General features: G+C 38.9%; 26 protein-coding genes and 1 pseudogene. 8 read left to right on the top strand and 19 right to left on the bottom strand.

What is annotated here, in order from left to right; translation table 11 throughout:
• Nucleotides 1-4: 4 nt before the first annotated feature.
• The 15 genes from ACGF7G_RS01240 to cpxR form a co-directional block, all read right to left on the bottom strand.
• A complete protein-coding gene (locus ACGF7G_RS01240; protein WP_387463018.1) occupies nucleotides 5-616 on the bottom strand; it encodes a sugar transferase in 612 nt (203 codons plus the stop codon).
• Nucleotides 617-1,774: a DegT/DnrJ/EryC1/StrS family aminotransferase gene (locus ACGF7G_RS01235; RefSeq protein WP_387463017.1), complete on the bottom strand. Its 1,158-nt coding sequence runs from the start codon at nucleotides 1,772-1,774 to the stop codon at nucleotides 617-619.
• A gap of 10 nt (nucleotides 1,775-1,784) precedes the next feature.
• Nucleotides 1,785-2,795 (bottom strand): glycosyltransferase family 2 protein, encoded by a 1,011-nt coding sequence (locus ACGF7G_RS01230; RefSeq protein WP_387463016.1) that lies wholly within the window; start codon nucleotides 2,793-2,795, stop codon nucleotides 1,785-1,787.
• A gap of 175 nt (nucleotides 2,796-2,970) precedes the next feature.
• Nucleotides 2,971-4,212, bottom strand: coding sequence for a glycosyltransferase family 4 protein (locus tag ACGF7G_RS01225; protein ID WP_387463015.1), 1,242 nt, complete (start codon nucleotides 4,210-4,212; stop codon nucleotides 2,971-2,973).
• A complete protein-coding gene (wecB, locus tag ACGF7G_RS01220) occupies nucleotides 4,209-5,279 on the bottom strand; it encodes a non-hydrolyzing UDP-N-acetylglucosamine 2-epimerase (protein ID WP_387463013.1) in 1,071 nt (356 codons plus the stop codon). Before wecB ends, ACGF7G_RS01225 begins: the two co-directional genes overlap by 4 nt.
• Nucleotides 5,280-5,285: 6 nt before the next feature.
• Entirely contained in the window at nucleotides 5,286-6,389 is a 1,104-nt protein-coding gene (locus ACGF7G_RS01215) for a glycosyltransferase family 4 protein (protein WP_387463012.1), read from the bottom strand.
• Nucleotides 6,386-7,615 carry a hypothetical protein gene (locus ACGF7G_RS01210; protein WP_387463011.1) on the bottom strand — a complete coding sequence of 410 codons (1,230 nt, stop codon included), beginning with the start codon at nucleotides 7,613-7,615 and terminating at the stop codon, nucleotides 6,386-6,388. Before ACGF7G_RS01210 ends, ACGF7G_RS01215 begins: the two co-directional genes overlap by 4 nt.
• Nucleotides 7,594-8,718: a D-glucuronyl C5-epimerase family protein gene (locus ACGF7G_RS01205; RefSeq protein WP_387463010.1), complete on the bottom strand. Its 1,125-nt coding sequence runs from the start codon at nucleotides 8,716-8,718 to the stop codon at nucleotides 7,594-7,596. Before ACGF7G_RS01205 ends, ACGF7G_RS01210 begins: the two co-directional genes overlap by 22 nt.
• Before the next feature lies 1 nt (nucleotide 8,719).
• Complete coding sequence (locus tag ACGF7G_RS01200) at nucleotides 8,720-9,946, bottom strand: lipopolysaccharide biosynthesis protein (RefSeq protein WP_387463008.1); 1,227 nt, start codon at nucleotides 9,944-9,946, stop codon at nucleotides 8,720-8,722.
• 5 nt (nucleotides 9,947-9,951) lie between these two features.
• A complete protein-coding gene (locus ACGF7G_RS01195) occupies nucleotides 9,952-11,022 on the bottom strand; it encodes a DegT/DnrJ/EryC1/StrS family aminotransferase (protein WP_387463007.1) in 1,071 nt (356 codons plus the stop codon).
• Nucleotides 11,023-11,035: 13 nt separating this feature from the next.
• On the bottom strand, nucleotides 11,036-11,626 hold the full coding sequence (locus tag ACGF7G_RS01190; RefSeq protein ID WP_387463005.1) for a DapH/DapD/GlmU-related protein: 591 nt from the start codon (nucleotides 11,624-11,626) through the stop codon (nucleotides 11,036-11,038).
• Between the two features lie 18 nt (nucleotides 11,627-11,644).
• Nucleotides 11,645-12,694, bottom strand: a complete 1,050-nt coding sequence (locus tag ACGF7G_RS01185; RefSeq protein ID WP_387463004.1) for a Gfo/Idh/MocA family protein — start codon at nucleotides 12,692-12,694, stop codon at nucleotides 11,645-11,647.
• A gap of 13 nt (nucleotides 12,695-12,707) precedes the next feature.
• Nucleotides 12,708-14,018, bottom strand: coding sequence for a nucleotide sugar dehydrogenase (locus ACGF7G_RS01180; RefSeq protein ID WP_387463003.1), 1,311 nt, complete (start codon nucleotides 14,016-14,018; stop codon nucleotides 12,708-12,710).
• A 417-nt stretch (nucleotides 14,019-14,435) separates the two neighbouring features.
• The gene (gene cpxA / locus ACGF7G_RS01175) at nucleotides 14,436-15,806 is read right to left on the bottom strand and encodes an envelope stress sensor histidine kinase CpxA (RefSeq protein WP_387463002.1); all 1,371 of its coding nucleotides are present in this window, start codon (nucleotides 15,804-15,806) and stop codon (nucleotides 14,436-14,438) included.
• Nucleotides 15,803-16,498, bottom strand: coding sequence for an envelope stress response regulator transcription factor CpxR (cpxR, locus tag ACGF7G_RS01170; protein ID WP_387463000.1), 696 nt, complete (start codon nucleotides 16,496-16,498; stop codon nucleotides 15,803-15,805). The genes cpxA and cpxR overlap by 4 nt, the downstream gene beginning before the upstream one ends.
• 157 nt (nucleotides 16,499-16,655) lie before the next feature.
• Here cpxR and cpxP point away from each other — a divergent pair, with 157 nt between their 5' ends.
• Nucleotides 16,656-17,147: a cell-envelope stress modulator CpxP gene (gene cpxP / locus ACGF7G_RS01165; protein ID WP_387462998.1), complete on the top strand. Its 492-nt coding sequence runs from the start codon at nucleotides 16,656-16,658 to the stop codon at nucleotides 17,145-17,147.
• 230 nt (nucleotides 17,148-17,377) lie between these two features.
• Here cpxP and ACGF7G_RS01160 read toward each other — a convergent pair whose 3' ends face one another.
• Nucleotides 17,378-18,073, bottom strand: a complete 696-nt coding sequence (locus ACGF7G_RS01160) for a tyrosine-type recombinase/integrase (protein ID WP_387463191.1) — start codon at nucleotides 18,071-18,073, stop codon at nucleotides 17,378-17,380.
• A 520-nt stretch (nucleotides 18,074-18,593) separates the two neighbouring features.
• Here ACGF7G_RS01160 and ACGF7G_RS01155 point away from each other — a divergent pair.
• On the top strand, nucleotides 18,594-18,872 hold the full coding sequence (locus ACGF7G_RS01155) for a type II toxin-antitoxin system HicA family toxin (protein ID WP_387462996.1): 279 nt from the start codon (nucleotides 18,594-18,596) through the stop codon (nucleotides 18,870-18,872).
• The gene (locus ACGF7G_RS01150; RefSeq protein WP_065388623.1) at nucleotides 18,865-19,212 is read left to right on the top strand and encodes a type II toxin-antitoxin system HicB family antitoxin; all 348 of its coding nucleotides are present in this window, start codon (nucleotides 18,865-18,867) and stop codon (nucleotides 19,210-19,212) included. The genes ACGF7G_RS01155 and ACGF7G_RS01150 overlap by 8 nt, the downstream gene beginning before the upstream one ends.
• 663 nt (nucleotides 19,213-19,875) lie before the next feature.
• Here the strand turns inward: ACGF7G_RS01150 and ACGF7G_RS01145 are convergent.
• From ACGF7G_RS01145 to ACGF7G_RS01135, 3 genes and pseudogenes are all read right to left on the bottom strand, one after another.
• Nucleotides 19,876-20,160, bottom strand: a complete 285-nt coding sequence (locus ACGF7G_RS01145; RefSeq protein WP_065388624.1) for a type II toxin-antitoxin system RelE/ParE family toxin — start codon at nucleotides 20,158-20,160, stop codon at nucleotides 19,876-19,878.
• Complete coding sequence (locus tag ACGF7G_RS01140) at nucleotides 20,153-20,395, bottom strand: type II toxin-antitoxin system ParD family antitoxin (protein ID WP_387462994.1); 243 nt, start codon at nucleotides 20,393-20,395, stop codon at nucleotides 20,153-20,155. The genes ACGF7G_RS01145 and ACGF7G_RS01140 overlap by 8 nt, the downstream gene beginning before the upstream one ends.
• A 29-nt stretch (nucleotides 20,396-20,424) precedes the next feature.
• A pseudogene (locus tag ACGF7G_RS01135) lies at nucleotides 20,425-20,719 on the bottom strand (transposase); the annotation flags it as partial.
• A gap of 86 nt (nucleotides 20,720-20,805) precedes the next feature.
• Between ACGF7G_RS01135 and ACGF7G_RS01130 the strand changes: the two are divergent.
• The 5 genes from ACGF7G_RS01130 to ACGF7G_RS01110 all read left to right on the top strand — a co-directional run bounded on the left by ACGF7G_RS01130 (nucleotide 20,806) and on the right by ACGF7G_RS01110 (nucleotide 23,987).
• On the top strand, nucleotides 20,806-21,084 hold the full coding sequence (locus ACGF7G_RS01130; RefSeq protein WP_387462993.1) for a damage-inducible protein J: 279 nt from the start codon (nucleotides 20,806-20,808) through the stop codon (nucleotides 21,082-21,084).
• A gap of 1 nt (nucleotide 21,085) precedes the next feature.
• A complete protein-coding gene (locus ACGF7G_RS01125) occupies nucleotides 21,086-21,391 on the top strand; it encodes a type II toxin-antitoxin system RelE/ParE family toxin (protein ID WP_387462992.1) in 306 nt (101 codons plus the stop codon).
• 349 nt (nucleotides 21,392-21,740) lie between these two features.
• Nucleotides 21,741-22,415: a CDP-alcohol phosphatidyltransferase family protein gene (locus ACGF7G_RS01120; RefSeq protein ID WP_387462990.1), complete on the top strand. Its 675-nt coding sequence runs from the start codon at nucleotides 21,741-21,743 to the stop codon at nucleotides 22,413-22,415.
• Nucleotides 22,408-23,049 carry a lysophospholipid acyltransferase family protein gene (locus ACGF7G_RS01115; RefSeq protein ID WP_387462988.1) on the top strand — a complete coding sequence of 214 codons (642 nt, stop codon included), beginning with the start codon at nucleotides 22,408-22,410 and terminating at the stop codon, nucleotides 23,047-23,049. The genes ACGF7G_RS01120 and ACGF7G_RS01115 overlap by 8 nt, the downstream gene beginning before the upstream one ends.
• Entirely contained in the window at nucleotides 23,046-23,987 is a 942-nt protein-coding gene (locus ACGF7G_RS01110) for a phosphatidate cytidylyltransferase (protein WP_387462986.1), read from the top strand. Before ACGF7G_RS01115 ends, ACGF7G_RS01110 begins: the two co-directional genes overlap by 4 nt.
• Nucleotides 23,988-24,255 lie beyond the last annotated feature (268 nt).

The raw sequence follows: 24,255 nt of genomic DNA, 5'->3' as shown, positions 1-24,255 counted from the left end.
TTAATTACCTAAAAACTACTTTATAAATGGTTTTAAAAATAATATTCAGATCATGGAAAAATGATTTGTCATTAACATATTCTAAGTAGTATTTGGCTTTTATAGGCATCACAATATCAATATAGGCTTGATGAGGATTTGCATATTTAGCTAATATTTGATTTTCATCAATCATTTCTATAGAAGCCAAATCTGTTATCCCAGGTTTGACAGATAATATTTTGTTTCTTACGTCATCTGGGTATTTATCCATAAATTGTGGGACTTCTGGTCTTGGCCCGACTAGACTCATTTTTCCTTGAACAACATCAATGAGTTGAGCTAATTCATCAAGTTTGTATTTGCGTATAAATTTTCCAGAGTTTGTAATACGTCGATCATGACCTACAGTGAGTTGGCCTTTTTGTTCTGAACCGGTAGTCATACTTCTAAATTTGTGAATATAAAAATCTTTATTATATTGACCTACGCGCTTTTGCCGGAAAAAAATAGGCCCTTCCGAGTCTATTTTTATCCAAATGGCAATTGCGATTAATATAGGAGAGAGAATAATTAGCCCAATTGAAGATGCAATGAAATCAAAAACTGTTTTTATTATTGAATAAGTTATTTTCATTTATTCAAGAATCCCTTTAATTGTTTTGATAACGTAGATCTGGTCTTCTTGGGTCATTTTTGTGTATAAAGGAATGGATACAATTCTTTTAAAGTTTTCTTCTGCTACAGGAAAGTTTTTTTTATCAAGAGAATAGGTGTTTTTCCATATGGGTTGTTTATGTAGTGGGATAAAATGGACAGAGCAACCTATATTTTTTTCTGCCATTTTTATGATAAAGTCGTCTCTTGATATCTTAACTTTATCATTCAGTCTGATAGTATATAAATGCCAGGCATGCTGGCTATTAGGTTCTTTAGGTTTAGTCGGTAAAATAATGGGTAAGTTTTTTAATTCACTATCGTAAAATTTAGCCATCTCTTCCCTTTTCTTCTGAAAAGAGTCTATTTTCTGTAATTGGTGAATACCAATGGCTGCACAAATATCTGGCATATTATATTTATAGCCTGGTTCAATCACTTCGTAGTACCAGGCGGGTGTTTTAGATTGATATCTGTCAAAAGCATCTTTGCTAATGCCGTGGAGACGCATGATTTTTGCTCTTTTTATAATATCTGGATTTCGGGTTACTAGCATCCCGCCTTCAGCCGTTGTCATGGTCTTATTGGCGTAGAAACTAAATACGGTGACATCGGTGTCCAGAGTGCCAATTTTTTTTCCTTTGTATAAGGTTGGGAATGAATGAGCGGCATCTTCAACTATTCGTAGATTGAATTCTTTAGCTAGAGCAATGATTTCATCCATATCACAGGATAAACCGGCAAAGTGTACTGGTATAATCGCTTTAGTTTTGGATGTGATTGCTTTTCTTATTGCGGTTGGATCAATATTCAGGCTGTTAGGTAAAGAATCAACAAAAATAGGGTGAGCACCCAGATAACGGACAACTTCTGCCGTTGCAGTAAAGGTGTAGGTAGGGACGATGATTTCATCACCAGGTTGGATACCAATGGCTTCCAACGCTAAATGTAATCCAGCCGTTGCTGAATTTACCGCGATTGCTTCAACATCAGAATCTAAATATTGAGCAAAATCTTGTTCAAATCTTCTGGCTTTAGGCCCAGTAGTTATCCAACCCGTTTTAAGTGAGTCAATGACTTCATCAATTTCTTCTTGGCCGAGCTCTGGAAGTGCGAAAGGGAGAAAAAAAGAGTTCATGATATAATCCTTATCTTTTATTTTTTACGTGGAATTTCTTATTGAATATAATTTTCATTATTCCAATGAGATACCCTGATCCATAAGATAAATGTATGCACAGAAATATTAAGGGTAAGGACATGTAATTTTTTTTATTTTTAATATGGGCTTTTATTGATATCAGTAAAGCCAGAGATAAATAGATAAAAATACAACTTATATATAGATATAAAAATATTGGGTTAATGAATGAGAAGATTAGCCCCAGGATTAACCCTAAAACAAAAGTCGGTGGTATTAATTGTCGGAATGATGTTGTTTTTTTTAATTTTAAATTGACTAATGGTTTAAATAAACCGTATTGATAGAACATAGAGCAGATTTTTTTAATTGAATCTCTGGGATAGTAATCAATAATAACATCTGGCACAAGATATATATTACCTCCATGTTTTATAATTCTGCTGTTAAATTCATCATCCTGGTTTCTAGTTAAATCCTCGTCAAATAGCCCTATTTTATCGAATATATTTCTTCTGAAAAAACCAAAAGGTACTGTATCAACTTTTTTTATATTATTGACACCAATTCGAAAATGGGAATTACCCATGCCAAAGTGACTACTTAAGGCATATGCAATAGTATGAGCAGTAATCGTAGGATTGCATGGTTTTGTACTAAGAACTCCACCTATATTATCAATGTCAAATTGTTTTGATAAATTATATAGTTTGGATAAGTAGTTGCTAGGATAGTTAGAATGAGCATCAATTCTGGCTATATATTCTCCTGATGAATTTTTTATACCAATATTCAGAGCAGTAGGTACATGTTTCTCAGGGTTGTATAGTAGCTTGATGAATTCATATTTCTCGGTATAACTTTGAATGATTTTTAAAGTACCGTCTGAGCTATAGCCATCTATAAAGATAATCTCTAATTGTTCGGTAGGATAATCTTGTTTTAGAAGTGATTCGATACATCCTTTTATATATTTCTCTTCATTTAATATAGGGCAAATTACTGATATATTTATCATGATTGAATAATAACCTCTATTTGGACAGTAATAATAGTTATTTAAGTGTAATTTCTATATTTTGTTCAAATCTTCTGGCTTTGGGCCGGTAATTATCCAACCAGTTTTAAGTCAATCAATAATTTTATCTATTTTAGATTGTTTAATTTCAGGTAATGCGAAAGAACAGCCTTTGTTATTTGTGATTTATTATTGCCTTTAAGAATTTATTTGATAAATTATTATATGTGTGGTTTTTTAATGCGTATTTTGTACCGTTATTTCTTAATTCAATTTTCTTTTCCTTTGGGAGTTTATTTAATTTAAGTAATCCATTCGCAATGGCTTGCGGCGATTCAGGTGGGATAGATAATCCGCAATTTGCATCAGCAACAATGTCATTACCCGCTTCAACAGAATGTAATACTATGCATCCTGCCATCATATAATCTATAAGTTTATTCGGTGAAATCCCAAATCTATATATAGATTTTCTATGCCAACCTATATAAGCAATATCGAATAATGGGAGCAGAGCAGGGATCTGTGTTTTCGGTATTGGATCACTAAAGGTAATGTTTCTCAAATTAAGTAAATTAGCTTGTTTTACCAGATTTTCTTTTTCCAGCCCAGAGCCTACCAGCAGAAAATGAAAGTTTTGTTCTTCTAATAATTTTGCAGCATCAATCAGGTAGTTCATGGCATTGGGTTTTCCAAGCGATCCGGCATAACCCACAATGATTTTATTCTCTGCTTTGCAGTGATTGATTATTGCTTTGATATGAGGTGAAATAGGATCGATATTTTCAGTTTGCCAATCATTTTCAACGATACCATTAGGTATAATATGCAATTTTTTCAGGTCTAAGCCATGTTTTTTCATATGATCATGTACATTAGGGAGTATTGAAATTACCGTATCTGAATGGCGATAAGCATAATTTTCAGCAAATTGACATAATCTTATGAAAGGATGTTTTGGCGACATGCCGCCTATTTCGATAGGAGAGAGAGGCCATAAATCGTGAACTTCATAAACTAATTTAGCTTTAGCCTTTTTTGCCAGGTGTTTTGCGATCCAAATGTCCAAGGGGTAAGTACTTGATGCAATAACGATATCTGGTTTATTCTCTTTTATTATATTATTTGTATCGAACCATATCTGCTTTAAGAAAGAGAATATATTTTTTATCCGGCCTAATCCATTATTATAGTAATTAGGGGTCGGATACCAGATAAACTTTAATCCACAAATATTTTCGGTGGTTTTTTTATTTTCTGTGAGTTCGGGTTGTTTTGTACGGACATGGGAATAAGAAGCTGCAAATATGGTAATATTATGTCCAGATTTAAGCCACTCTTGGCCTAGATAATATGGTCGAAATTCCATACCAAGATCTGGCGAACCGGCATAATGGTTTATGTAGACTATATTCATAGTGATTTTTCTAATTCGTCAGCAATTTTTATGGCAGCAACGCCGCCACCATATATAGATTGAACAGCGTGTATATTAGTATTAATCATATTATGAACTGATTGGGTTATTTTTTTATTCTCAGCATCGGATAATTTGTTCACACCTGTTTCAATTAATTCTACCCATTCAGTTTGATCTCTCACTGTTACACACGGTTTTCTAAAGAAAAAAGCTTCCTTTTGTAGTCCTCCACTATCGGTAATAACCAGATCTGTATTTTTAAGTAGCCATAACATTTCTAAATATCCAACCGGTTCGATTAAGTGAACATCTAAATGTAAGTTATATTTCTCCAACATTTTTTTAGTTCTTGGGTGAAGAGGAAGCACAACGGGGTAAATTGTTTTATGTATGTCATTTAATGCGTTCACTATTTCAGTTAATCGTTTTTGATTATCCGTATTTTCAGCGCGATGGAGTGTTGTTAATATGAAATGTTGTGTGGGAATAAGTTCATCAGGTCTTTTTGCTATTCGGCTAAAATATAAAGCAGCATCTTCCATTACATCACCCACTTTTTTTATATTAACCGGCTTTGAACTGAATCCTTCTCGTTGTAGGTTATTGATTGCTGTCTCTGTGGGACAGAAAAGAATTGAGCTAACATTATCTGTGAGTATTCTATTGATCTCTTCTGGCATCTCCATATTAAAGCTACGTAAACCGGCTTCAATATGGATCACTGGAATATGTAATTTGGATGCAGATAATGCTCCCGCTAAAGTAGAGTTCGTATCACCATATACCATGACTGCATCGGGTTTTACTGTGATAAGTACCTTTTCAATTTCAATTAACATTTTTCCTGTCATTTCACCGTGCGTGCCACCATGAATATTGAGAGTGTAATCAGGTTGAGGAATTTTTAATTGATTGAAAAAGATATCAGACATATTAGTATCAAAATGCTGGCCGGTATGAATGATAATTTCTTTAAATTTATTATGATTTTGTAAGGCGCGAGACACCGGGCTGGCTTTAATGAATTGGGGTCTTGCTCCTAATACCGTTATGATTTTCTTCATATTTGATTAATTTCCAAATTGTTGATAAAATTCAACAAGTTTATTTTGTTCAATATCCCAATTGTATTTTTTATTTACTGCTAAAAACCCGTTATTACCCATTTTTTCCGCTATATCATAGTTACTCGATAAATAATCTATCGCATCAGCTAACTCTTTAGGGTTTAATGGATCAATACAAATTCCACAATTGTTTGTGACAATAATATCTTTCCATAATGTGAAATTTGAAGCGATAACGGGAATGCCTGCACTCATATATTCGAACATTTTATTCGGTTGGGCATCGATATGATTGGGTAATGGATGAAATAGAACAATTCCAGCAATAGATTTAGATAAAAGTTCTTTTGTTTCTATCCGATTTAGAAAGCCAAGTTCATCTATTTTATGCCAATTCCCCATGCTTTTTATTTTATTTTCTAAATCTTGTTCAGAGAAACTGCCTGCTAATTTCATTTTTGTGTCAGTTTTCAGGTAAGATATTGATTCCACCATTTCTTCTATGCATCTAATGGCAGATATGCCTCCTACATAGCATATTTGTTTTTCTTTCTTATCCCAATTATTGTTATTATTACTTAGTTCGCCTAATATTGGGTAATTATTAATGTCTATTGTGTTTTTATTTAATTTTAAGTATTTATCTCTTATTGCGGGTGTCGCAGTAATAATTCCGTTAAATTTAGGGATAGCATAATTTTCATAGAGGGAGAATGTTTTAGAGATAATTGTTTTTGTTAATTTATTTAAATAAGGTTTACTAAGAATCTGTTTGGGGACATCTTCATGGGCATCAAAGATGACTGTTTTACCTTTCTTTTTAAGTCGTAATCCTATAGGTATTAATTCCGGATCATGGAAATGATATAGGTCAGAATCTAATTCTAACGCTTTTTTATAAACTCGTTCGGTTGTTTTAAAGATTCTATTTAATCGGCCTGGCAGCATATCCACGTCAATGATAGTTATATTATTCTTTACTTCATTACCTTTACCATCTGCAACAATAAGAGATACTTCATGTTTTTTTTGTAAACCAGAACATTCTTTTAGGAAAATACGTGTATCAAAACGCGGATGTGCCGATGTCATATGTGTGATTTTCATAAGGAGTTCTTGTTATTTTTCGTAGGAAATAAGAATAATAGTATGCTTAATATTAGCAGCCCATATGTCAGGAGTAGTGCTGTAATTGCCGTGTTTGATGCCGTGTATACGAACGGTAAATATAATGTTGTTGAAAATTCAAATGGAACTTTTTTTGCACTCAGGTTCATTGCGAAGATGAGCATATTAAATATAAAGAAATTTATTATTAAGCCAATGACACCATATCTGGCTATACCGTCCCCAATAAAGCCAGTATTTGCAGATCCTATGGTGCCATAATATATATGAGAAATTATTTTGGGTGCGTCTTTAGTGAATTCCTTATTATTATTGAAGGTATAATCATAAAAATAAAAGGTATTTAATGTTGGTGTGAAGAATATTCTGCGTAACCAGTGTATAAGTGGGTCATAGAAATCGAAAATAAAATACAGTAATCCGGCAGCAAGGAATGTGTAGAGGATTATATTTATCACGGAGTTACTTATGTTTCTTTTCCCTTTTATATAGAAGAATAGTGTTATAACGGTGAGATTCATGAATGCGATACTTTTTAATCCTGAAGAGCAATAGATTAAATAAGAAATTATAATGCTTATTGCAATAAACAGATATTTAACAAAACCTCTTACATAAAATGAAGCTAATAATAATAAGGGTGAAATTACGTATCCCCCACTTGTTATAATATACATGGTTAATAATGATGTATTTTCTTTAAAGTTTTCTCTCACTGAATAAACTTTAAATATATTAGGTGGTATTAAACTGAATGCAGGGTTAGTAATAACAAAGAATAAAACAATAATACCGCATCCTATTATAATTATTTTATATAAATCCCAGGGGATTTGTAGTTTTGGTAACGTAATTCTATTTATTATTCGAAAGAATAATATAGACAATAAAAATAATATATTTATTGTGGATATGAAAATCACTGAGTATATAGAAGCTGAATTAATTAAAGGGAATATAATTGATATGGGTATGATGTAAATTATATATATTAACCATAAGAAAACCATAATTGGATTTTTTTGGTTATTAAGTAAGATTAGTGGTAGTAATGATATCCAGCAGAATAAGATACTTAAGTGACCTTGTGGGCTAATATTATAGCCTTTTACCTCTTGGAATGTGTCTAATATAAGCACAGCATTCAGATATATAATTACCTGATATAGGAATATTTTTAGTATTATTTTGATTTTGTTTTGCATTTTTTTCTAATGAAAAAGTAAATGATTGATAATACTAATATGGACAGAAAGTACATGGTGATAAACTGATAGTATGCCCAACTGATAGGTCCATGTTTTATGTAATAATAGCCGATATTAGACACGGATTTATTCCAATTGTTATATAAGTTTATTATTTCTTTGTTTTTAAAATGTTGATTTCTATTTATAAGATCTTTTAACAGAAGGGTATGTATTCTATGATATTTCATATTGCTTGGGTTACCAATTAAATCATAGCTCGACCATTCATTTTTTATGTCGAATTTAAATATATTGCTACTGATTGATTGATATAAACTTTCTGACTTTCTTTCACTTTTATCTATATTAAGATGATTTTCGAAGGATTCAATGCCATAAGTAGAGTAAATCATTCCATTTAATACAAAAGCCAATGTGTCTGAACTTGCTTTAGGATCAACATATTCTTCAATCCAGGGCATATTATTTAAAGTGGTTAGGCTACCCCCTTTATTGATCGGCGCTAGTGATGATTTGTACAGTAAATGGGAGGTTAATAGATACTTATCATCACTGAAATAGTCATGCGCTCTCAATAAGAGAATTATTGCATATGCATCGGTTAATCCAGACCACCAAGGGGCGGAGAGTTTATTATTTTCATATCCTTTATATGGCCAATCAAAATCATATAAATAATGATTTTCACCTTGGAATAACTGGATGTTGTTTAATAGCCAATCGGCTGAGAATTTAAAATTAGCAATTAATTCCTCTTTATTGAATTTAGGTGGTGGCACGTTCCATCCTGGTAAGGAGGAATCCGTTCTCCATAATATATTGGTATTATCTTTTCCTGAGCCTAAAGAAGAGTATATTATTCCATAGTGAACGACATAAAACGGAGATAGAAACGGCTCGGGAATATGTGGTGAATGTGATAGGGGAAAGCCATTGCTATTAAATTCGCGTTGAGTAAATTTCCCGTTTATGACTAAATTTCTGACACTACTATTGAATTCATCTAATTCATAAGCATATTTATTGAATGCATAGCTCACAAGCATCACGATAATGATATAGGGAATTATTTTCATTATTTTCTTTTTTTTCTGCATGTTAACCTTCTTTTTTGCGTATGAACGATAATTTTAAAATATAAGCAGTACTGATCAGATAAAGTGTAAGACTGGTGAATGAGAATAATAGAATGGAGAGATAAATGTCTCCTAATATATATCCAATGGAAAGAGCCATAAATCTTAATATAATAGATGTTGTTTGAATAAATAAATTGCTCTTCTGGTATTCATAAATGGATAAATATATTGATAATGATGAATATATTATTTGTCCAGATAAATGAGGTATTAGGCATAATAGATATTTACCTGATTCATGCCATTCTTCACCAAAAATAAATGTTATAATTGGTATGCCAACCAAGTATGTTACTGTGGCAAATAAGAGAGAAATGAGTGTTAGGTAATAGCATGTTTTTTTGATTTTTAAGAAAGATGATGCAGGCGTACCTTTTAAATATCCTTGTAATATAGATGAAACTGTTTGGTTTAGTAGTGTAATCGGTGCACCTGATATTTTAGATGCGATTAAATAAAATCCTGCGGATTTTAGCCCGTAGGCAGACATTATAAACAATTGAGGGAGTTCATTACTAACCGTATTAATTAAGCTGGCAGGGAAGTCATAAACTGGAAATTTGTAATATTTCTTAGCAAGTAGTCTTATTTTTCTAAACTCGTTTTTCCTTATCATCAGGCGATATTGAGATTTTTTACTCAAAAATAGCACACCTAATGATTGGCCTAATATTTGCCCCAGGATAAGACTGCTTGCGCCTAAACTAGCGATACCCCCGATTATTTGAACACTAATCATCGTGACCGTTTGAGCTATTTTAGTGATAGAGAACTCACGGTATTGTTTTTTTCTTATGCTGTTGAAGCTCATTGCTCTATAAAACCCATAAGTAATAATACCTAGAGGTATATAGTATAGGTGGTTTCCTATAATTATTTTTTCTGGGATGTTAACTATTGCAAAAGTAGTGATTACTATAAAACTAATGATGATTGAAATTATACAAGATAATGTGACTAATGAATTAATTTCACGTTCTTTTTCTGATGCGCTGATTGAAAATTCATAACGGAGGCAAGCACCTACTGCCAAAATACTTAAAATGGAGGAAAGTGAAGCATAAATCCCTAATTCTTCAGGTGAAAATAATCTTGTCAGTACTGGTGTTGATAGCAGTAGTAATATCTGGCTTATTAATGACGAAAGTAATAAGCCAGATAGATTCCTTAGAAATTTATTATTCATAGAATTTAAATTGAGCTGGAGATTTTGTTAATTAAATCTATGGATAAATAAGGATGCATAGGCAAACTAATCACTTCCTGGGCTATTTCATCACCGACAGGCAGAGCAATATTGCTGGCAACCGCAGGTTGTTTATTCAAGGGAATGGGGTAATGCACCGCGGTTGGAATGCCTTGTTCTTTTAGTCTGCGTTGCAATTCATCGCGGTTTTTAACCCGAATAGTATATTGTGCATAGGCAGAGAGATTGTGGGGTTCAATATATGGTGTGGTTGTGATGCCGATTTTGTTTAACGCTTGATTGTAGTTTTCTGCCACACATTGACGTAATGCTATTTCTTCCTCAAAGATGTCCAGTTTGGGCAGCAGAATGGCCGCTTGTAGCGTATCTAAACGGCTGTTAATGCCTATTCGGATATGATGGTATCGTCTGTCTTGACCATGACGGGCAATTTGACGAATAATTTTCGCCAGTTCTTCATCGTTGGTGAAAATAGCCCCGCCATCACCGTAGCACCCTAAGGGCTTGCTGGGGAAGAAGCTGGTGCACGAGAGTGTGGTTAAATTGCAGGAGCGCTTATCTTTATAAGTTGCGCCAAAACTTTGGGCCGCGTCTTCTATTACGGTCAGGTTGTATTTTTCTGCGATGGCATTAATTTCATCAAAATCGGCACATTGGCCGAATAAAGAAACCGGAATAATTGCCTTGGTTTTCGGGGTAATCGCGGCTTCCAGCAGGGCCGGATCTACGTTATAGGTTGTGGGCTTGACGTCAACATAGACCGGAATGCCACCCAGTAGCGCAACGGTTTCCGCGGTGGCGATATAGGTAAATCCGGGGGTGATAACTTCGTCGCCGGGTTTGAGGCCAATGGCCATTAAGGCAATTTGCAGGGCATCGGTGCCGTTCGCACAGGTAATACAATATTTGGCCCCGGTGTAGGCCATCAGCTTTTCTTCTAATTCCGCCACTTCGGGCCCTAAAATATATTTTCCGTGGGTGAGGACTTTCTGGATATTCGCGTCAATTTTATCTTTAATTCTGCGTTGCTGGGCCGCGAGATCGGTGAATTGCATTGTTCTTTACCTTTTATACTTTAATTCGGGTCACGGTATGATGGTTGAGTTGATAAATATGCTGCGTGTGCGGGCAGGTTGTTATGGCTTGCCCGTGCAGCGGTAAATCTAATTGTTCACCAAATTCACTCATCCAGCCAATGTGTTTGGCCGGCACGCCGACCATCAGGGCATAATCCGGTACATCTTTATTGACGACCGCACCGGCACCAATAAAGGCATAGGCACCGATGGTGATACCACACACAATGGTGCAGTTGGCACCTAATGTGGCACCTGTTTTCACCCGGGTGGTTTTATATTCACTTTTTCTTTCAATCAATGAACGTGGATTATACACATTGGTAAATACCATGCTTGGGCCACAAAATACCCCCTCTTCTAAATGCACGTTGTCATAAACAGAGACGTTATTTTGTATTTTGCAATGATTGCCGAGGGTGACTTGATTACCAATAAAGACATTTTGTCCTAAAGAGCAGCCTTCACCAATTTGGGCACCGGAACACACATGGGTAAAATGCCAAATGCGGCTGTTTTTCCCGATTTGCGCCCCTTCATCAACGATGGCACTGGGATGTATCATTACGTGTTCAGTTGACATGAGATCTTTTCCCTTTATTTAATACGTTAAAGGTAACGAGATGGTTTTATTATCTCTGGCTGAGAGATAGGCAGCGATAAGCAGTTCTAATGATTTTAATCCTTCCCGGCCATCCGTAATGGGATTAGCTTCGCCTTTCATGACCTCAATGACATTTTGATAATAAAGTGGGTGACCAAAGCCATAAACGGAAGTGGTTTCATAATTTGCTTCTTTGACTTGCCGGTCATACTCTTTTTCGTCGGAAAAATGCCACTCCTGGATTTCATTGACGGCTAAACCTCCCACCCGGACGGTGCCTTTTTCACCCAGAATGGTGATGGAGCCTTCAAGGTTTTGAGGATAAGTGCACAGGGTGACGGCCATCGAGCCTAATGTTCCGTCTCGCCAGCGGATGTTCAGTACCCCGGTATCTTCGGTTTCGATATCCAGGTGGGTTGATGTCATGGCCTGTACATCTTTGACCGGGCCGATTAACCATTCAATTAAGTCAACATAATGGCTGGCCTGATTCATGAAGGCACCGCCATCAAATTCCCATGTGCCCCGCCAGGCGGCTTGATCGTAATATTCTTGCGGTCGGGTCCAGAAAACATTGAGGTGAACCAGATGGATTTTACCAAACCGTTTTTCACTGACCGCCCGTTTCAGTAATTGTAATGTGGCGTTCAAGCGATTCTGTTTGACGACGAAGAGACGTTTTCCGGCTTTATCTGCGGCTTTGACCATGTTTTCGCCATCGGCCAGTCGTGTCGCCATGGGCTTTTCTGTGACGACATGAAAGCCTTTATTAAAGCAGGCAATGGCTTGTTCGGGATGCAGCCCGGAGGGGGTGGTCAGGATAATGATATCGGCAGTGATATTATCCAGCATCGCATTGAGGCTGCTAAAACCCGGGACGCCGGTTGTTTCTATCGCCGCTTTTAATACCGTTTGATCGTTATCACAGATTGCCACTAATTCAGCGTTTTCCTGATGTGTTGCCAGAGAATGAAAGTGATTTTTAGCAATTCTGCCACAACCCACTAAAGCGAATTTTATTTTTCGGTCTTTAATTATGTTAAGCATGGTTTGTCCTGGATTAAGCTTTGATCACGTTTGGGTGATTTGGGGAATATTTACCGCGGGTATCAACGATTAGTTTTGCGTTATTGATGATGAGTTCATAATTAAATTTGTCGTGATCGGTGGCTAAAATAACGCAGTCAAATTCTTTTAGGTTCTTTTCAGTGACAGGCTGGCTGATTAAGTTAAAATGGTGTTCACGCATTTTAGGGAATGCCGGGACGTGAGGATCGGAATATTCTACGTTGGCACCCAGTTCTTTTAATTTCTCCATGATATGTACCGAAGGGCTTTCTCGCATGTCATCGACATTCTTTTTATAGGCGATACCTAAAACTAAAATGCGGCTATTATTAATGGATTTATTCGCTTTATTCAGGGCTAAGACGGTTTTGGAAACAACATAGTCGGGCATGGATGAGTTGACTTCACCGGAGAGTTCAATAAAGCGGGTATTGATACCGTATTCTCTGGCTTTCCAGGTTAAATAGAAGGGATCAATGGGGATGCAATGACCGCCTAATCCCGGGCCGGGGTAATAGGGGACAAAGCCGAAAGGTTTGGTTGCAGCGGCTTTAATCACTTCATGGATATCAATGCCCATTTTGTCGGCAACCAGTTTCATTTCGTTGACTAAACCAATGTTGACCGCCCGGTGTATATTCTCAAGCAATTTAGTCATTTCGGCCGCTTTGGTTGAACTGACGGGAACCACCCGGTCAATGGCTTGTTGGTAAACGGCCATCCCGGCTTTTAAGCAGTTTTCAGTATGACCGCCAATGACTTTTGGGATGGTGCGGGTTTCGAAATCAGGATTACCAGGGTCTTCGCGTTCGGGTGAATAGACCAGGAAGATATCTTCACCCACGGTTAATCCGTTTTCTTCCACCCGAGGTAATAACTCCTCTTCGGTGGTGCCGGGATAAGTGGTACTTTCCAAGGAGAGGAGTTGTCCGGCTCTTAAATGGGGTTTTATCATTTCGGTGGTGTTAATCACGAAACTGATATCGGGTTCCCGGTATTTATTTAACGGCGTGGGGACGCAAAGAATAATCGCATCGCATTCGGTTATTTTTTCGAAATCTGTTGTAGCTTCAAAACCGGTATGGATGGCCTGATTAATTTTGGTTGCGGGAATATGTTCAATATAACTTTGACCTTGATTTAATTTATCTGTTTTTGCTTTATCAATATCAAACCCAATAACTTTAAAGCCAATATCGTTATATCTCAGCATTAAAGGTAGGCCAACATAGCCAAGGCCAACAATGGCAATAATGGCTGTTTTATTATCAAATTTATCGGTGAGAATGTTTAGTGATGACATATTTTGCCTTTAATATTATGACCTGAAAATGAACTTGTGAAAATAAATAATATTTCGCAGTTTTTAATTAGGATGCTATTTATTTTCACAAGTGCTATTTGGCAGATGAAACTTTAACAGGCTATTTTTAAATAGTTTACGTAAAGTCTATTGTTGAAATAATAAATAGTGAAATAATAATAAAGCTACCGCACTAGGTTATTGGTTCCCAGAAATCCATATAATTCTATAAATTCATTTAATATTTTGATTTTTCAGTGTTTTTTTTCTGCCGCTTGTCGTAGCAATAAGCAGGTAAAGATAAGGTTTATTAATGATTATTAAAAAGAGTAAACTGTCAGCCCTTCTGGGTCAAGCCTGACAGAATACTTGTTTGATGAATTGATAGAATAAGGTTAGGCGATCTTGATATTTGTATTACCGCCCATGAAGCGGTAGCCAGATGACCAGACGTAAGCCGCCTAATGGGCTGTCTTCAGCACGTACCCAGCCGCGGTGCTGGCTAACGGCGGTTTCAACAATCGCCAGGCCAAGGCCTGTGCCGCCGGATTCCCGGTCGCGGGCTTCGTCTGTACGGTAGAAAGGACGGAATATGTGTTCGCGGTCTTCCGGGTTGACGCCTGGGCCATCATCATCAACGGTAATGGTGATCCCTTGATGATCAGCATGGAATGTGACCGCAATATGGTGGTGGGAGTAGCGTAAGGCATTACGCACGATATTTTCAAAAGCACTGCCAAGCGCTAATGGGTTGCAGTAAATGGTCCAGGAGCCCGGTGGTAAGGTTGCCTCAAGGGTTTTATCCATTTGTTCAGCTTCGAAGATGGCGTTATCAAGAATATCGTTCCATAAATCGGTTATTTTGATATTTTCCCGCAGGAGTTCGTTTTTATGCTGGCTGCGGGAGAGCACTAGCAGATCGTTAATCATGCTGTCCAGACGTTGGGCTTCTGTCTCGATTCTTTCCAATTCTTTGCTTTCACCGTGGCGGCGGCGAAGTAATGCCGTTGCCAGTTGCAGACGGGTAAGAGGCGTGCGCAGTTCATGGGAGATGTCGGAGATGAGCCGTTGTTGTGCTGTAACCATTCTCTCTAATACCCTGATCATTTGGTTAAAGCTGTTACCTGCCGCCAAAAACTCTTGTGGTCCAGCTTCCAATTCGGGATGCTGACGCAGATTACCTTTCGCAACGTCGTCTGCGGCATTTTTTAATTTACGGGCAGGTTTGGCTAAACTCCATGCCAGCCATAATAGTAATGGCGCACTGATTAACATGGTGGCCGTTAATAATAATAGTGGCCGGTCAAACATCAGGTTAATAAAGTCTGATTGCGGGCTGTTCGCCGGGCGAACTAAATAAAGTTGGTAATGATCTTCCCCATCCCGGATAGAAAATGGTCCTAACATCTCAGAACGGCCATATTTTTTCTTTTTCGGATGATCCGCGTTATCGGATTGGCCGATAAAGTTGCGGACAACTTGCATTTCGCTTCTCTGGGCACCAATAATCCGTCCTTCACTCGTCGCCAGTATTAGGCGTTGTCCTGGTGGTGCCCATTTTTCAATTGCGCGAAATAAACGGCGCCACCAAAGTAAATCATTAGCCGGATCTTGAGCTAATTCTGCTTCAATATGTTGTTCCAGCATGACGCCCTGCCGGTATTCATTTTCCAGCAGGGAGGTTAGTTGCCGGGAATCCAGTTTCGGCACCATTAAGACCAACATCAGGACTAATGCCAGGGTAAACCAGAAAATGGCGAAGATGCGTGCTGTTAGACTGTTTATCATGTTGGGGAAATCATTAAATATCCGCGGCCACGTAACGTTTTAAACCATTGCAGGCCATCCTCCCGTTCAGGTAATTTACGGCGCAGGTTGGAAATATGCATATCAATTGCCCGGTCAAACGGAGTCAGTCGTTTACCTAATACTTCCTGGCTCAGTTGTTCGCGGGAAACAACTTTGCCTAAGTGTTGAGCCAATAAATAGAGTAGGGTGAATTCAGTCCCGGTTAAATCTAATATTTGATTAGCAAAGCTGGCTTCCTGTCGGCCTGGGTTTAAGTGCAGTTTATCAACCTGAACGGGAGGAGGGCCGTTTTCTGTCTGTTGCTGTTCACTCCAGTTTGAACGGCGCAGAATAGCGCGTATACGTGCTACCAATTCACGATCGTTAAATGGTTTGGCGAGATAGTCGTCTGCCCCTAATTCCAGTCCCAGAACACGATCTAAATCGCTTCCACGTGCTGTCAGCATAATCACCGGGGTTTGATGGTCTAGCCGGAGTTCTTTCAGCGTTGTAATGCCATTTTTACGCGGCATCATAATGTCGAGTAATAGCAGATCAATTGAATCGTCAAGGAATTTTAATGCCTGCTCTCCGTCATGAGCGATAACAACGTTAAATCCTTCCATTTCAAGTAATTCTTTTAATAGTGATGTCAGTTCTCGGTCATCATCAACTAATAGGATTTTATGCATTGATTACTTCCTCCAAGAGCAAAATACGATAACGAACTTTGCTATTCCACGACTTTACGTTCTTTTACAAGCTCTGACGCTAGTTTGCAGCCACGTAGGTATAGTTGTCTACAATTTGAATCGAATAGCATCGTTCGGGGAAACGAGGAGTTGTTTAATGCGTAACATAGCAGTGTCAGTTTTAGCGTCAATATTTGTTCTTGGTTCGACGGCATCTTTAGCTGAAACAGCAAGTATAGTACACGCTGCTACGATACCGGGTCATTGTGTACCTTGTGGTTATAAAAGTGAGGGGAACCATCATTACCGTAATAGTGAAATCGGTGATAACGACCATATGTTTAATGGTATTACTTTGACTGAGCAACAGCGTCAGCAAATGCGTGATTTGATGGGGCAAAAACATCAACAGCATTCATCAATGTCCATGAGTCGTGCAGAACGTGAAGAGATGCGTAAGCTGGTCACTGCGAAAGATTTTAATGAAGTGGCAGTAAAGGCTCAGGTTGAAAAGATGCTCAAATATAATGTTGAACGTCAGGTAGAAATGGCCCGTATTCATCATCAGATGTATCAGTTGCTGACTCCTGAGCAGCAGGTGCAATTGGAGCAACATCATCAGCAGCGTATGTCTCAGTTACCGAACTGATTTGTAATACCCATAGCAGTTAAGCAGTAAAGTAAATAGTAGCAAACGAAATTTTTCCTTGCCATAGACACCATCCCTGTCTTTCAGGCCCTTTTTAGGGCCTTTTTTTTCAGTCACTTACAACGCATTTCTTTGTAAAACAACAACATAAAAAAGTATGAGGGGGTTGGAAAGTATACGAAAGTTTTTGAGTGTGGACGCTTGGTGGACGTTCGCCACACTCTCTAGCTTTATTCTACTTCTATCCCACCCTTAAGAGGGTTTAATGTAATGGCATGTTGCAGATAGTCCGGGGCAAGGTGTGCATAGACCATTGTTTGGATTATGCTGGCGTGTCCTGATATCTGTTGTAATGCAATTATATTCCCTCCATTCATCATTAAGTGGCTGGCAAAAGTGAGCCTGAGGACATGAGTTGCTTGTCCTTTAGGTAAGTCGGGCTTTACTACATGTAAGATCTTACAGAAATTTATGTAGTCAACATTGAACAGCTTGCCCATTTTCTTTTTGCCGCGAATTTCTTTCTCTAATTTGTCAGAAATGGGAACGATGCGTTGATCTCCATTTTTGGTATTTAGAAAAATTACACGGCCTTTTAGTACCTGTTGAGCGGCCAGACTTTCCGCTTCCCCCCAGCGAGCGCCAGTGCTAAGGCAAAGTAAAGCCAGCTTTTTTTCCTCTTTATTTAGAGAATTAAGCAGTAGTTCTATCTCTGGTGTTGTGAGATAGGTCATAGCAACATTTTTCTCGCTTATTCCATCAGCCAGCCGTTTTCCCCGATGTTCCATGATGACTCTCTTTGTGAGGTGACCTATTGTGGGGTTGTTAAGCTGCCTCATTGTTTTGGTGAGATGTCGCTTCTCTATTGCTCCATTGTCTGTGTTTTGTCCGTAATATAGCCACCAAATATTGATGAAATCACTCAGTTGTGTCTTATCATTCGTGGTGGATGGTTCACTAAATAAAGCACGTTAATTCGGCAACAGTGGTCGTAGTGGTCTATGCTGTTGCGCCAGAGGTAATCCCCAGCTAGGTTGATATGCTCCTACCCCAGCGATAACAGATACTGCAATAGTGACTTATCGAGGGTACTTTCCTGTTCGGCCTTGATAAATGAAGATGGTTCAACCGTAAAGGTGGTCGTCGCCAACTGACGTGGAAAAAGCTGAATCTGATCCTGAAAATGATGGGTTATCCAACGAAATGGAAAACCCGATCAATATTCAGGGCTCGCTGAATATGTGTGGGGGTTCTGATCTGTTGGGAGCCGGATGCGGTAGTTCCGCACGTCCGGTTCTAAGGAGGGGTCCGTCCGGGTAACCGGCGGGTCTACTCAACTCAAGCCCCAATTAACAAACTTAAGAAGCGAAAAATGACGTCATTGTTTGACATCATAATGGGACCAAAATAGAATGATATCATCAAATGACGTCAATGGGATGAAAGATGATTAAGGTTAAAGAGCTGAGTTCAAAGCACCGCAAGATCCTTGCGGATGTGCTGACCATCCCGCCGAAATCCGGCATAAAATGGGCTGATGTAGTCAGCCTGATTAACAAACTGGGGGGGAAGATCAAGAACGGCAACGGATCACGCCGGAAGTTTATCCTCATGGGCTCAGTCTATCAGACTCATCAACCTCATCCTGGTAACGTAATGGATAAAGGCGCAGTCAATGGCCTTCGTGAGTGGTTCGAAAATGTAATAGGAGTCGAACATGATTAAAAGCAACAACATTATGACTATCGACGGCCATCCCGCTTCTGTTACCTACGAAGCAGAAATTAGGGCCTTTCGCGGCAAATTTCTGGATGTCACCGGATATTGTGATTTCGTATCAAACAGTATTGACGGGCTTGAAAAAGAGGGACAAATCTCACTGGCTGAATATATAGAAACGTGCGAGGAAGAGGGAATTAACCCATTCAAGGAAGAGGGCAAGCTAAAATCTTTTACTCTTCGTTATCCTGGCTGGCTGGAAGCTCGCTTGACTGCGGTGACAATATCACACGCAGTCTCAAAGAACCAGTTCATAGTTCAGCTGCTTGAGCGGGAACTTCAATAAAATAGATAACGCCGGACAGTGACGAAACTTGTTTTTATTGCTGCTTGGGGTTGTTGGGGTCTACTCAACCACCCCAGCGATAACAGATACTGCAATAGTGACTTATGTTAATCATAAACTTAACCGTCAGTTATTAAAAATGTAGTTAATGTGGGCTATACTGGTCCCTACATTTGTTGGTTTTTTACTTTTGCTTAATGCTTTGAAGTGATCTGCGGTGTTTCGTCATTGTCGCCGTAGAGAACAATCTCTGACGTGTCGATTTCATCTTCCAGTTGGCGCAAGTCGTAGTTCGTCTGTAAGCGCATCCAAAACGCTGGAGTTACGCCGATGTTTTTAGCAAACTAGCGAACGCCAACCCCCCAAATCCTCCAGCATGTTGGATACCATAACGCCCGGATGAGAAACAATAGCTTGTCTCATTAGTGATAATCCTCCAAGTTTAAAGTATAAGCATCACCATTTTTAAATTCGAACATGATGTGCCAGTTATGTTCTGATAGTTAACAGCGATTTATGATTTTCATATCGAAGATCATCGTTATCATAAATCAGGCTGCAATTCAGACCTGCTAACTATAATTTCCCATAAGTAGCGTGGAAATTTTTAAGTGTGGACACTTTTGAGTGCTACGGTTGCTTAACAACGTAGCATCCGCCCGCTCAAAGAAGATGACGGGGGTGATTCATCTGTTGATGAAGGATACGCGCAATCAGAATATCGGTATCCCGGATAGTATAGAAAACCGTGTGGCGGTGAAACTCAACCCGCATTACACCTGGGACAGATGGGTATTCCCTCCCTATATGTGGCATCTCAGCTAGCGTGTCAAAAAATGCTTCCAGTGCCTCCGTATAATGGTCAGCTTGAGCTTCACTGAACTGCAAAAGTGTATAATCATAAATCCCAGCAAAATCTTCAGCAGCCTGATCCGTGAGCTTATACATTATGTCTGCGTTTCCGTTGTTCCGCTATATCCCGTAGGGTCAGCGAGCTTTCCCCACTTTCCAAGCCAGCAATAACCGCCTTGCGTACAATCTCATCGTAAGTTTCTTGTTGCTCCAGCAAACGCAGAGCTGAACGCATAACTTCACTGGCATTTCCATAACGACCACTTTCAATCATGTGCTGTACGAACCTGTCAAGCTGTTCGCCCATACTGACAGTAGTAATTTTTCTCATATCTCACCAATGTATTAATAGTTAATACGTCAAGTATACGGCAGATCAGGCCGCATTACCAACGTTCTGCTTAGTCCTACCAACCCGATCAGTAATGTTATCATCTTGATATTTTGGGCTGTTGCTGCCAAAAAACACTATATTTGCACTTTCTGCAACCCACGAAAACGGGTATAACGGTGTCTGTGATGTTGCTTCGCATCCGCAAAACTGCGCTCTATCACCTCCTTTCGTCGTTTGTAGATCTTTATTCCCCCATAGGGTTAATCGGTTTTCTCTGGCCTGTTCTTTACTGGTCTCCCAGATATGGCGGGTTATCATTTTTTTGTTTTCTTTGAAAACAACATTGTTGTTATAGGCTATTGTGCTAATGTGACAACACAAATGACAACATGAACTAAGGAGGATGAATGGAGACGATTCATTTTCGTATTGATGAAGAAACCAAGCGTTTAGCCATGCAAACTGCCAAACGCCATCAGACAGACTTAACAAAGTTAATGAGACAAAAAGCCGAAGAGTTGGCGAATGAAGAACGTGAGTATCAAAAAAATACCCATGTTCACTGGTTAGAAGCGGAAATTGAGAAAGCAATTGACCGATGTGAAAACGGCTTGGCTCATTTTATTGATGATTCAGAAAGTCATCGCCGGATGGCTCTACTGCGTAATAAGTTGAGCAGGGGATAAAGTGATACGTATTTCATGGGAAGAAACCGCCCACACTGACCGGGAGCAAATTTATCTCTACTTCTTTGAACAGGCTGAGTTGTTATTGGCTGATGAAATTAATACAAAATTTTCGGAAATGGCTGAACTTTTGAAAGTTAGCCCATATGTAGGCATAAAGGCTCGTAACAGCCCAGATGAACGTTATAGAAAACTCGTTGTCCCTCATTTTCCTTTCATCATGCTCTACCGTTACGATGAGGATATAGAAAATATAAAAATTCTCAGAATATTGCACACCTCCAGAAGAATAACCGGGCTTTTTTAAGTTACTTACAACACATTTCTTTGCAAAACAGCAACATAAAAAGTATGAGGGGGTTAGAAAGTATACGAAAGTTTTTGAGTGTGGACGCTCTCTAGCTCAACCCCTCCATTAAGAGGATTTAATGTAATGGCGTGTTGCAGATAGTCCGGGGCAAGGTGTGCATAGACCATTCTGTCAGCACCGCCATTGTTGGGCTGGCCTGTACAGCGGATGATGCTGATACCAAAATCTTTCCCTCCTCCCTCCGGCAGGTTTTTTTATTGTTGTTATTCTAACCAATCCTGTTTATCTTATTTCATTTAACTTAAGTGGATTTGATTGTTCATTTGTTTTTTGAAAGGGAAATGATATGTCTGGTAATGAGGTAAAAGATAGGCGTCCGATAAAAACACGTAATGCAATATGGGTCGGGAAAACGGCTAAATGGCTGCAATATAGAGGGGTGACACCAAATGGCATATCTGTTGCCAGTGTTGTTTTTGCTGTATTAGCTGGGTTGTGTTTTGCGGTTTGTTTTCTGATCAGACCTTTCTGGCTAACTTCAATTTTATTGATTACTGGGGCGCTACTTATTCAAGCCAGGCTAATGTGTAATTTATTGGATGGGGTGGTTGCTGTTGAAGGAGGATTGAAGACGGCTGCCGGCGCTGTTTTTAATGATCTTCCAGATCGTATTGCGGATTCTTTTATTCTGATTGGATTGGGATATGGTTTAACACTTTTTCCATTTGCGATTTCTCTTGGCTGTATTGCTGCATTATTGGCTGTTTTGACAGCTTATATTCGTTTATTAGGTGGTACTTGTGGTTTACCTCAGCGTTTCCTTGGCCCCATGGCGAAACAGCACCGGATGGCATTAATTACGGTTGGTTCAATCGTCGCCGCTTTTTTATCTCAGTTATGGGGCCAGTATCTTTTGTTTGCGATATTAGTTGTTATTACATTAGGTTGTCTCTGGACATGTATTCGGCGAACCAGAGTCATATTGGCTGAGTTGCAAGAGAAGGATGCTTGTAATGAATAGATCACAAGAAGTGACATTGGTAAGTAAAGGGATGGGCTCTTTTCTGTCCGGGCTTTGCCGTTTATTAACCGGGGTGAGTATTCGTTGGATTGGGTGTAAGCCATCGGTAGTTGCCCGGATTTATTATGCCAATCACACCAGCCATTTGGATGGATTAGTTATTTGGGCCGGATTTCCCCGGGTATTACGCTATCGGGTGCATCCGGTCGCTGCCCGTGATTATTGGAGTAAGACGGGTCTGCGCAGATATTTTATCAATAAAGTTTTTCGGGCTGTCCTGATTGATCGCAAAGGGGAGGATGGTTTAAAAGAAAATACGCTTATACCAATGGAGGATGTATTGAGACGTGGGGAGTCTTTGATCTTGTTCCCGGAAGGGACGCGGGGAAGTGGCGAGCAAATCAATAAGTTTAAAGGTGGTCTGTATTATTTAGCCAAGAAATACCCTGATGTTGAGCTTATTCCTGTCTATCTGGAGAATTTAAACCGGGTTTTGCCAAAAGGTTCGGCACTTGTTGTTCCGGTTATTTGTTCGGCGACATTTGGCCAGCCTTTGGAAAAATTAGATGAAAACGAGGAAAAAGCTGATTTTCTACAGCGGGCTCGCCTGGCATTGGAGGCGTTAATACTATGACCATACTTAATAATAAATTGCTTTTGTTACTGGGTGGCATGTTTGTGCCGTTAATTGTTGCCAGTATTGTTGGGGCAATGTTGGCCTCTAAGCATTCAGGGGGAAGCCATCCGACAATTGAGAATCTGAATGCCCGCATCCGTGGTTGGTGGGGAATGTGCATTGTTTGTGTGTTGTCCGTCATTGTTGGGCCAATCGGTTCAGTTTTATTATTTGCAAGTATGTCATTTTTTGCTTTACGGGAATTTTTCACTTTGACACCAACACGACGAAGTGACCATGAGGCCATGTTCTGGTGTTTCTTTATTTTCATGCCATTGCAATATATTGCTGTTGGTATTCAGTGGTATGGCGTGTTTTCTATTTTCATTCCTGTTTATGTTTTCCTGTTTTTACCTGCCCGTATTGCTTTGGCTGGCGATACGACAAACTTTCTGGAGCGGACAGCTAAAATACAGTGGGGAATGTTAGTTGCTGTATTCTGTATTAGCCATGCGCCTGCTTTATTGATGTTGGATATTCCAGGCTATGAAGGGGAGAATGTCGAATTATTACTGTTTTTAATGATTGTGGTGCAGATGTCGGATGTTTTGCAGTATGTGTTTGGTAAATTGTTTGGTAAACATCCGATTGTGCCTAAGTTAAGCCCGAATAAAACCGTTGAAGGTTTTGCCGGCGGCATTTTGGCTTCCGTTTTATTGGGAATGTCACTTTACTGGGTAACGCCATTTTCTCCGTGGGAGGCAGGTTTGATGTCGTTGGCGATTACGTTGATGGGTTTTATCGGCGGTTTGTGTATGTCAGCGATAAAACGCGATAGTGGCATCAAAGATTTTGGTGAAATGATTGAAGGTCATGGCGGAATGTTAGACAGAATCGATTCTTTATGTTTTGCCGCCCCAGTATTTTTCCATCTGACACGTTATTTCTATACGTAGTGGAAAGATACCAGTGTAATGAATGAGGGTTATAGATGATTGATCAGTACTGTGGTGTAGGTTGCCACAGTGCTGGCCTCTTTTTTATTGCTGATAAGGCGTATTCCTGATCAGTATGAGGAGTCGCGGAGTTATAATTAAATTATTTTCAGTTAAATTGATCTCAAAAAGGGATCCATTGTTAATGCAGACTTGGTTTTTTACCGTATTATATGCAAGGTTGAATCAATTCAGCATGATTGCCTCAGTGCGCTGGGCGATAACAGGT

Origin of the sequence: Photorhabdus sp. RM323S, from assembly GCF_042879375.1 — a bacterium.
Taxonomy (GTDB): domain Bacteria; phylum Pseudomonadota; class Gammaproteobacteria; order Enterobacterales; family Enterobacteriaceae; genus Photorhabdus; species Photorhabdus tasmaniensis.
Note: the sequence above shows the minus strand (reverse complement) of the source record. Positions and strands in the feature narration are given on the sequence as shown.

What these genes read in the sequence shown, in the direction of transcription:
- ACGF7G_RS01205 (WP_387463010.1), bottom strand. Translation starts at nt 8,718, where the DNA reads ATGCAGAAAAAAAAGAAAATAATGAAAATAATTCCCTATATCATTATC.
- ACGF7G_RS01120 (WP_387462990.1), top strand. Translation starts at nt 21,741, where the DNA reads ATGTCTGGTAATGAGGTAAAAGATAGGCGTCCGATAAAAACACGTAAT.
- cpxR (WP_387463000.1), bottom strand. Translation starts at nt 16,498, where the DNA reads ATGCATAAAATCCTATTAGTTGATGATGACCGAGAACTGACATCACTA.
- ACGF7G_RS01145 (WP_065388624.1), bottom strand. Translation starts at nt 20,160, where the DNA reads ATGTATAAGCTCACGGATCAGGCTGCTGAAGATTTTGCTGGGATTTAT.
- ACGF7G_RS01225 (WP_387463015.1), bottom strand. Translation starts at nt 4,212, where the DNA reads ATGAATATAGTCTACATAAACCATTATGCCGGTTCGCCAGATCTTGGT.
- ACGF7G_RS01155 (WP_387462996.1), top strand. Translation starts at nt 18,594, where the DNA reads ATGATTAAGGTTAAAGAGCTGAGTTCAAAGCACCGCAAGATCCTTGCG.
- ACGF7G_RS01200 (WP_387463008.1), bottom strand. Translation starts at nt 9,946, where the DNA reads ATGAATAATAAATTTCTAAGGAATCTATCTGGCTTATTACTTTCGTCA.
- ACGF7G_RS01110 (WP_387462986.1), top strand. Translation starts at nt 23,046, where the DNA reads ATGACCATACTTAATAATAAATTGCTTTTGTTACTGGGTGGCATGTTT.
- ACGF7G_RS01190 (WP_387463005.1), bottom strand. Translation starts at nt 11,626, where the DNA reads ATGTCAACTGAACACGTAATGATACATCCCAGTGCCATCGTTGATGAA.
- cpxA (WP_387463002.1), bottom strand. Translation starts at nt 15,806, where the DNA reads ATGATAAACAGTCTAACAGCACGCATCTTCGCCATTTTCTGGTTTACC.
- ACGF7G_RS01210 (WP_387463011.1), bottom strand. Translation starts at nt 7,615, where the DNA reads ATGCAAAACAAAATCAAAATAATACTAAAAATATTCCTATATCAGGTA.
- ACGF7G_RS01240 (WP_387463018.1), bottom strand. Translation starts at nt 616, where the DNA reads ATGAAAATAACTTATTCAATAATAAAAACAGTTTTTGATTTCATTGCA.
- ACGF7G_RS01180 (WP_387463003.1), bottom strand. Translation starts at nt 14,018, where the DNA reads ATGTCATCACTAAACATTCTCACCGATAAATTTGATAATAAAACAGCC.
- ACGF7G_RS01140 (WP_387462994.1), bottom strand. Translation starts at nt 20,395, where the DNA reads ATGAGAAAAATTACTACTGTCAGTATGGGCGAACAGCTTGACAGGTTC.
- ACGF7G_RS01185 (WP_387463004.1), bottom strand. Translation starts at nt 12,694, where the DNA reads ATGCTTAACATAATTAAAGACCGAAAAATAAAATTCGCTTTAGTGGGT.
- ACGF7G_RS01130 (WP_387462993.1), top strand. Translation starts at nt 20,806, where the DNA reads ATGGAGACGATTCATTTTCGTATTGATGAAGAAACCAAGCGTTTAGCC.
- ACGF7G_RS01235 (WP_387463017.1), bottom strand. Translation starts at nt 1,774, where the DNA reads ATGAACTCTTTTTTTCTCCCTTTCGCACTTCCAGAGCTCGGCCAAGAA.
- ACGF7G_RS01150 (WP_065388623.1), top strand. Translation starts at nt 18,865, where the DNA reads ATGATTAAAAGCAACAACATTATGACTATCGACGGCCATCCCGCTTCT.
- ACGF7G_RS01195 (WP_387463007.1), bottom strand. Translation starts at nt 11,022, where the DNA reads ATGCAATTCACCGATCTCGCGGCCCAGCAACGCAGAATTAAAGATAAA.
- ACGF7G_RS01230 (WP_387463016.1), bottom strand. Translation starts at nt 2,795, where the DNA reads ATGATAAATATATCAGTAATTTGCCCTATATTAAATGAAGAGAAATAT.
- wecB (WP_387463013.1), bottom strand. Translation starts at nt 5,279, where the DNA reads ATGAAGAAAATCATAACGGTATTAGGAGCAAGACCCCAATTCATTAAA.
- ACGF7G_RS01115 (WP_387462988.1), top strand. Translation starts at nt 22,408, where the DNA reads ATGAATAGATCACAAGAAGTGACATTGGTAAGTAAAGGGATGGGCTCT.
- cpxP (WP_387462998.1), top strand. Translation starts at nt 16,656, where the DNA reads ATGCGTAACATAGCAGTGTCAGTTTTAGCGTCAATATTTGTTCTTGGT.
- ACGF7G_RS01215 (WP_387463012.1), bottom strand. Translation starts at nt 6,389, where the DNA reads ATGAAAATCACACATATGACATCGGCACATCCGCGTTTTGATACACGT.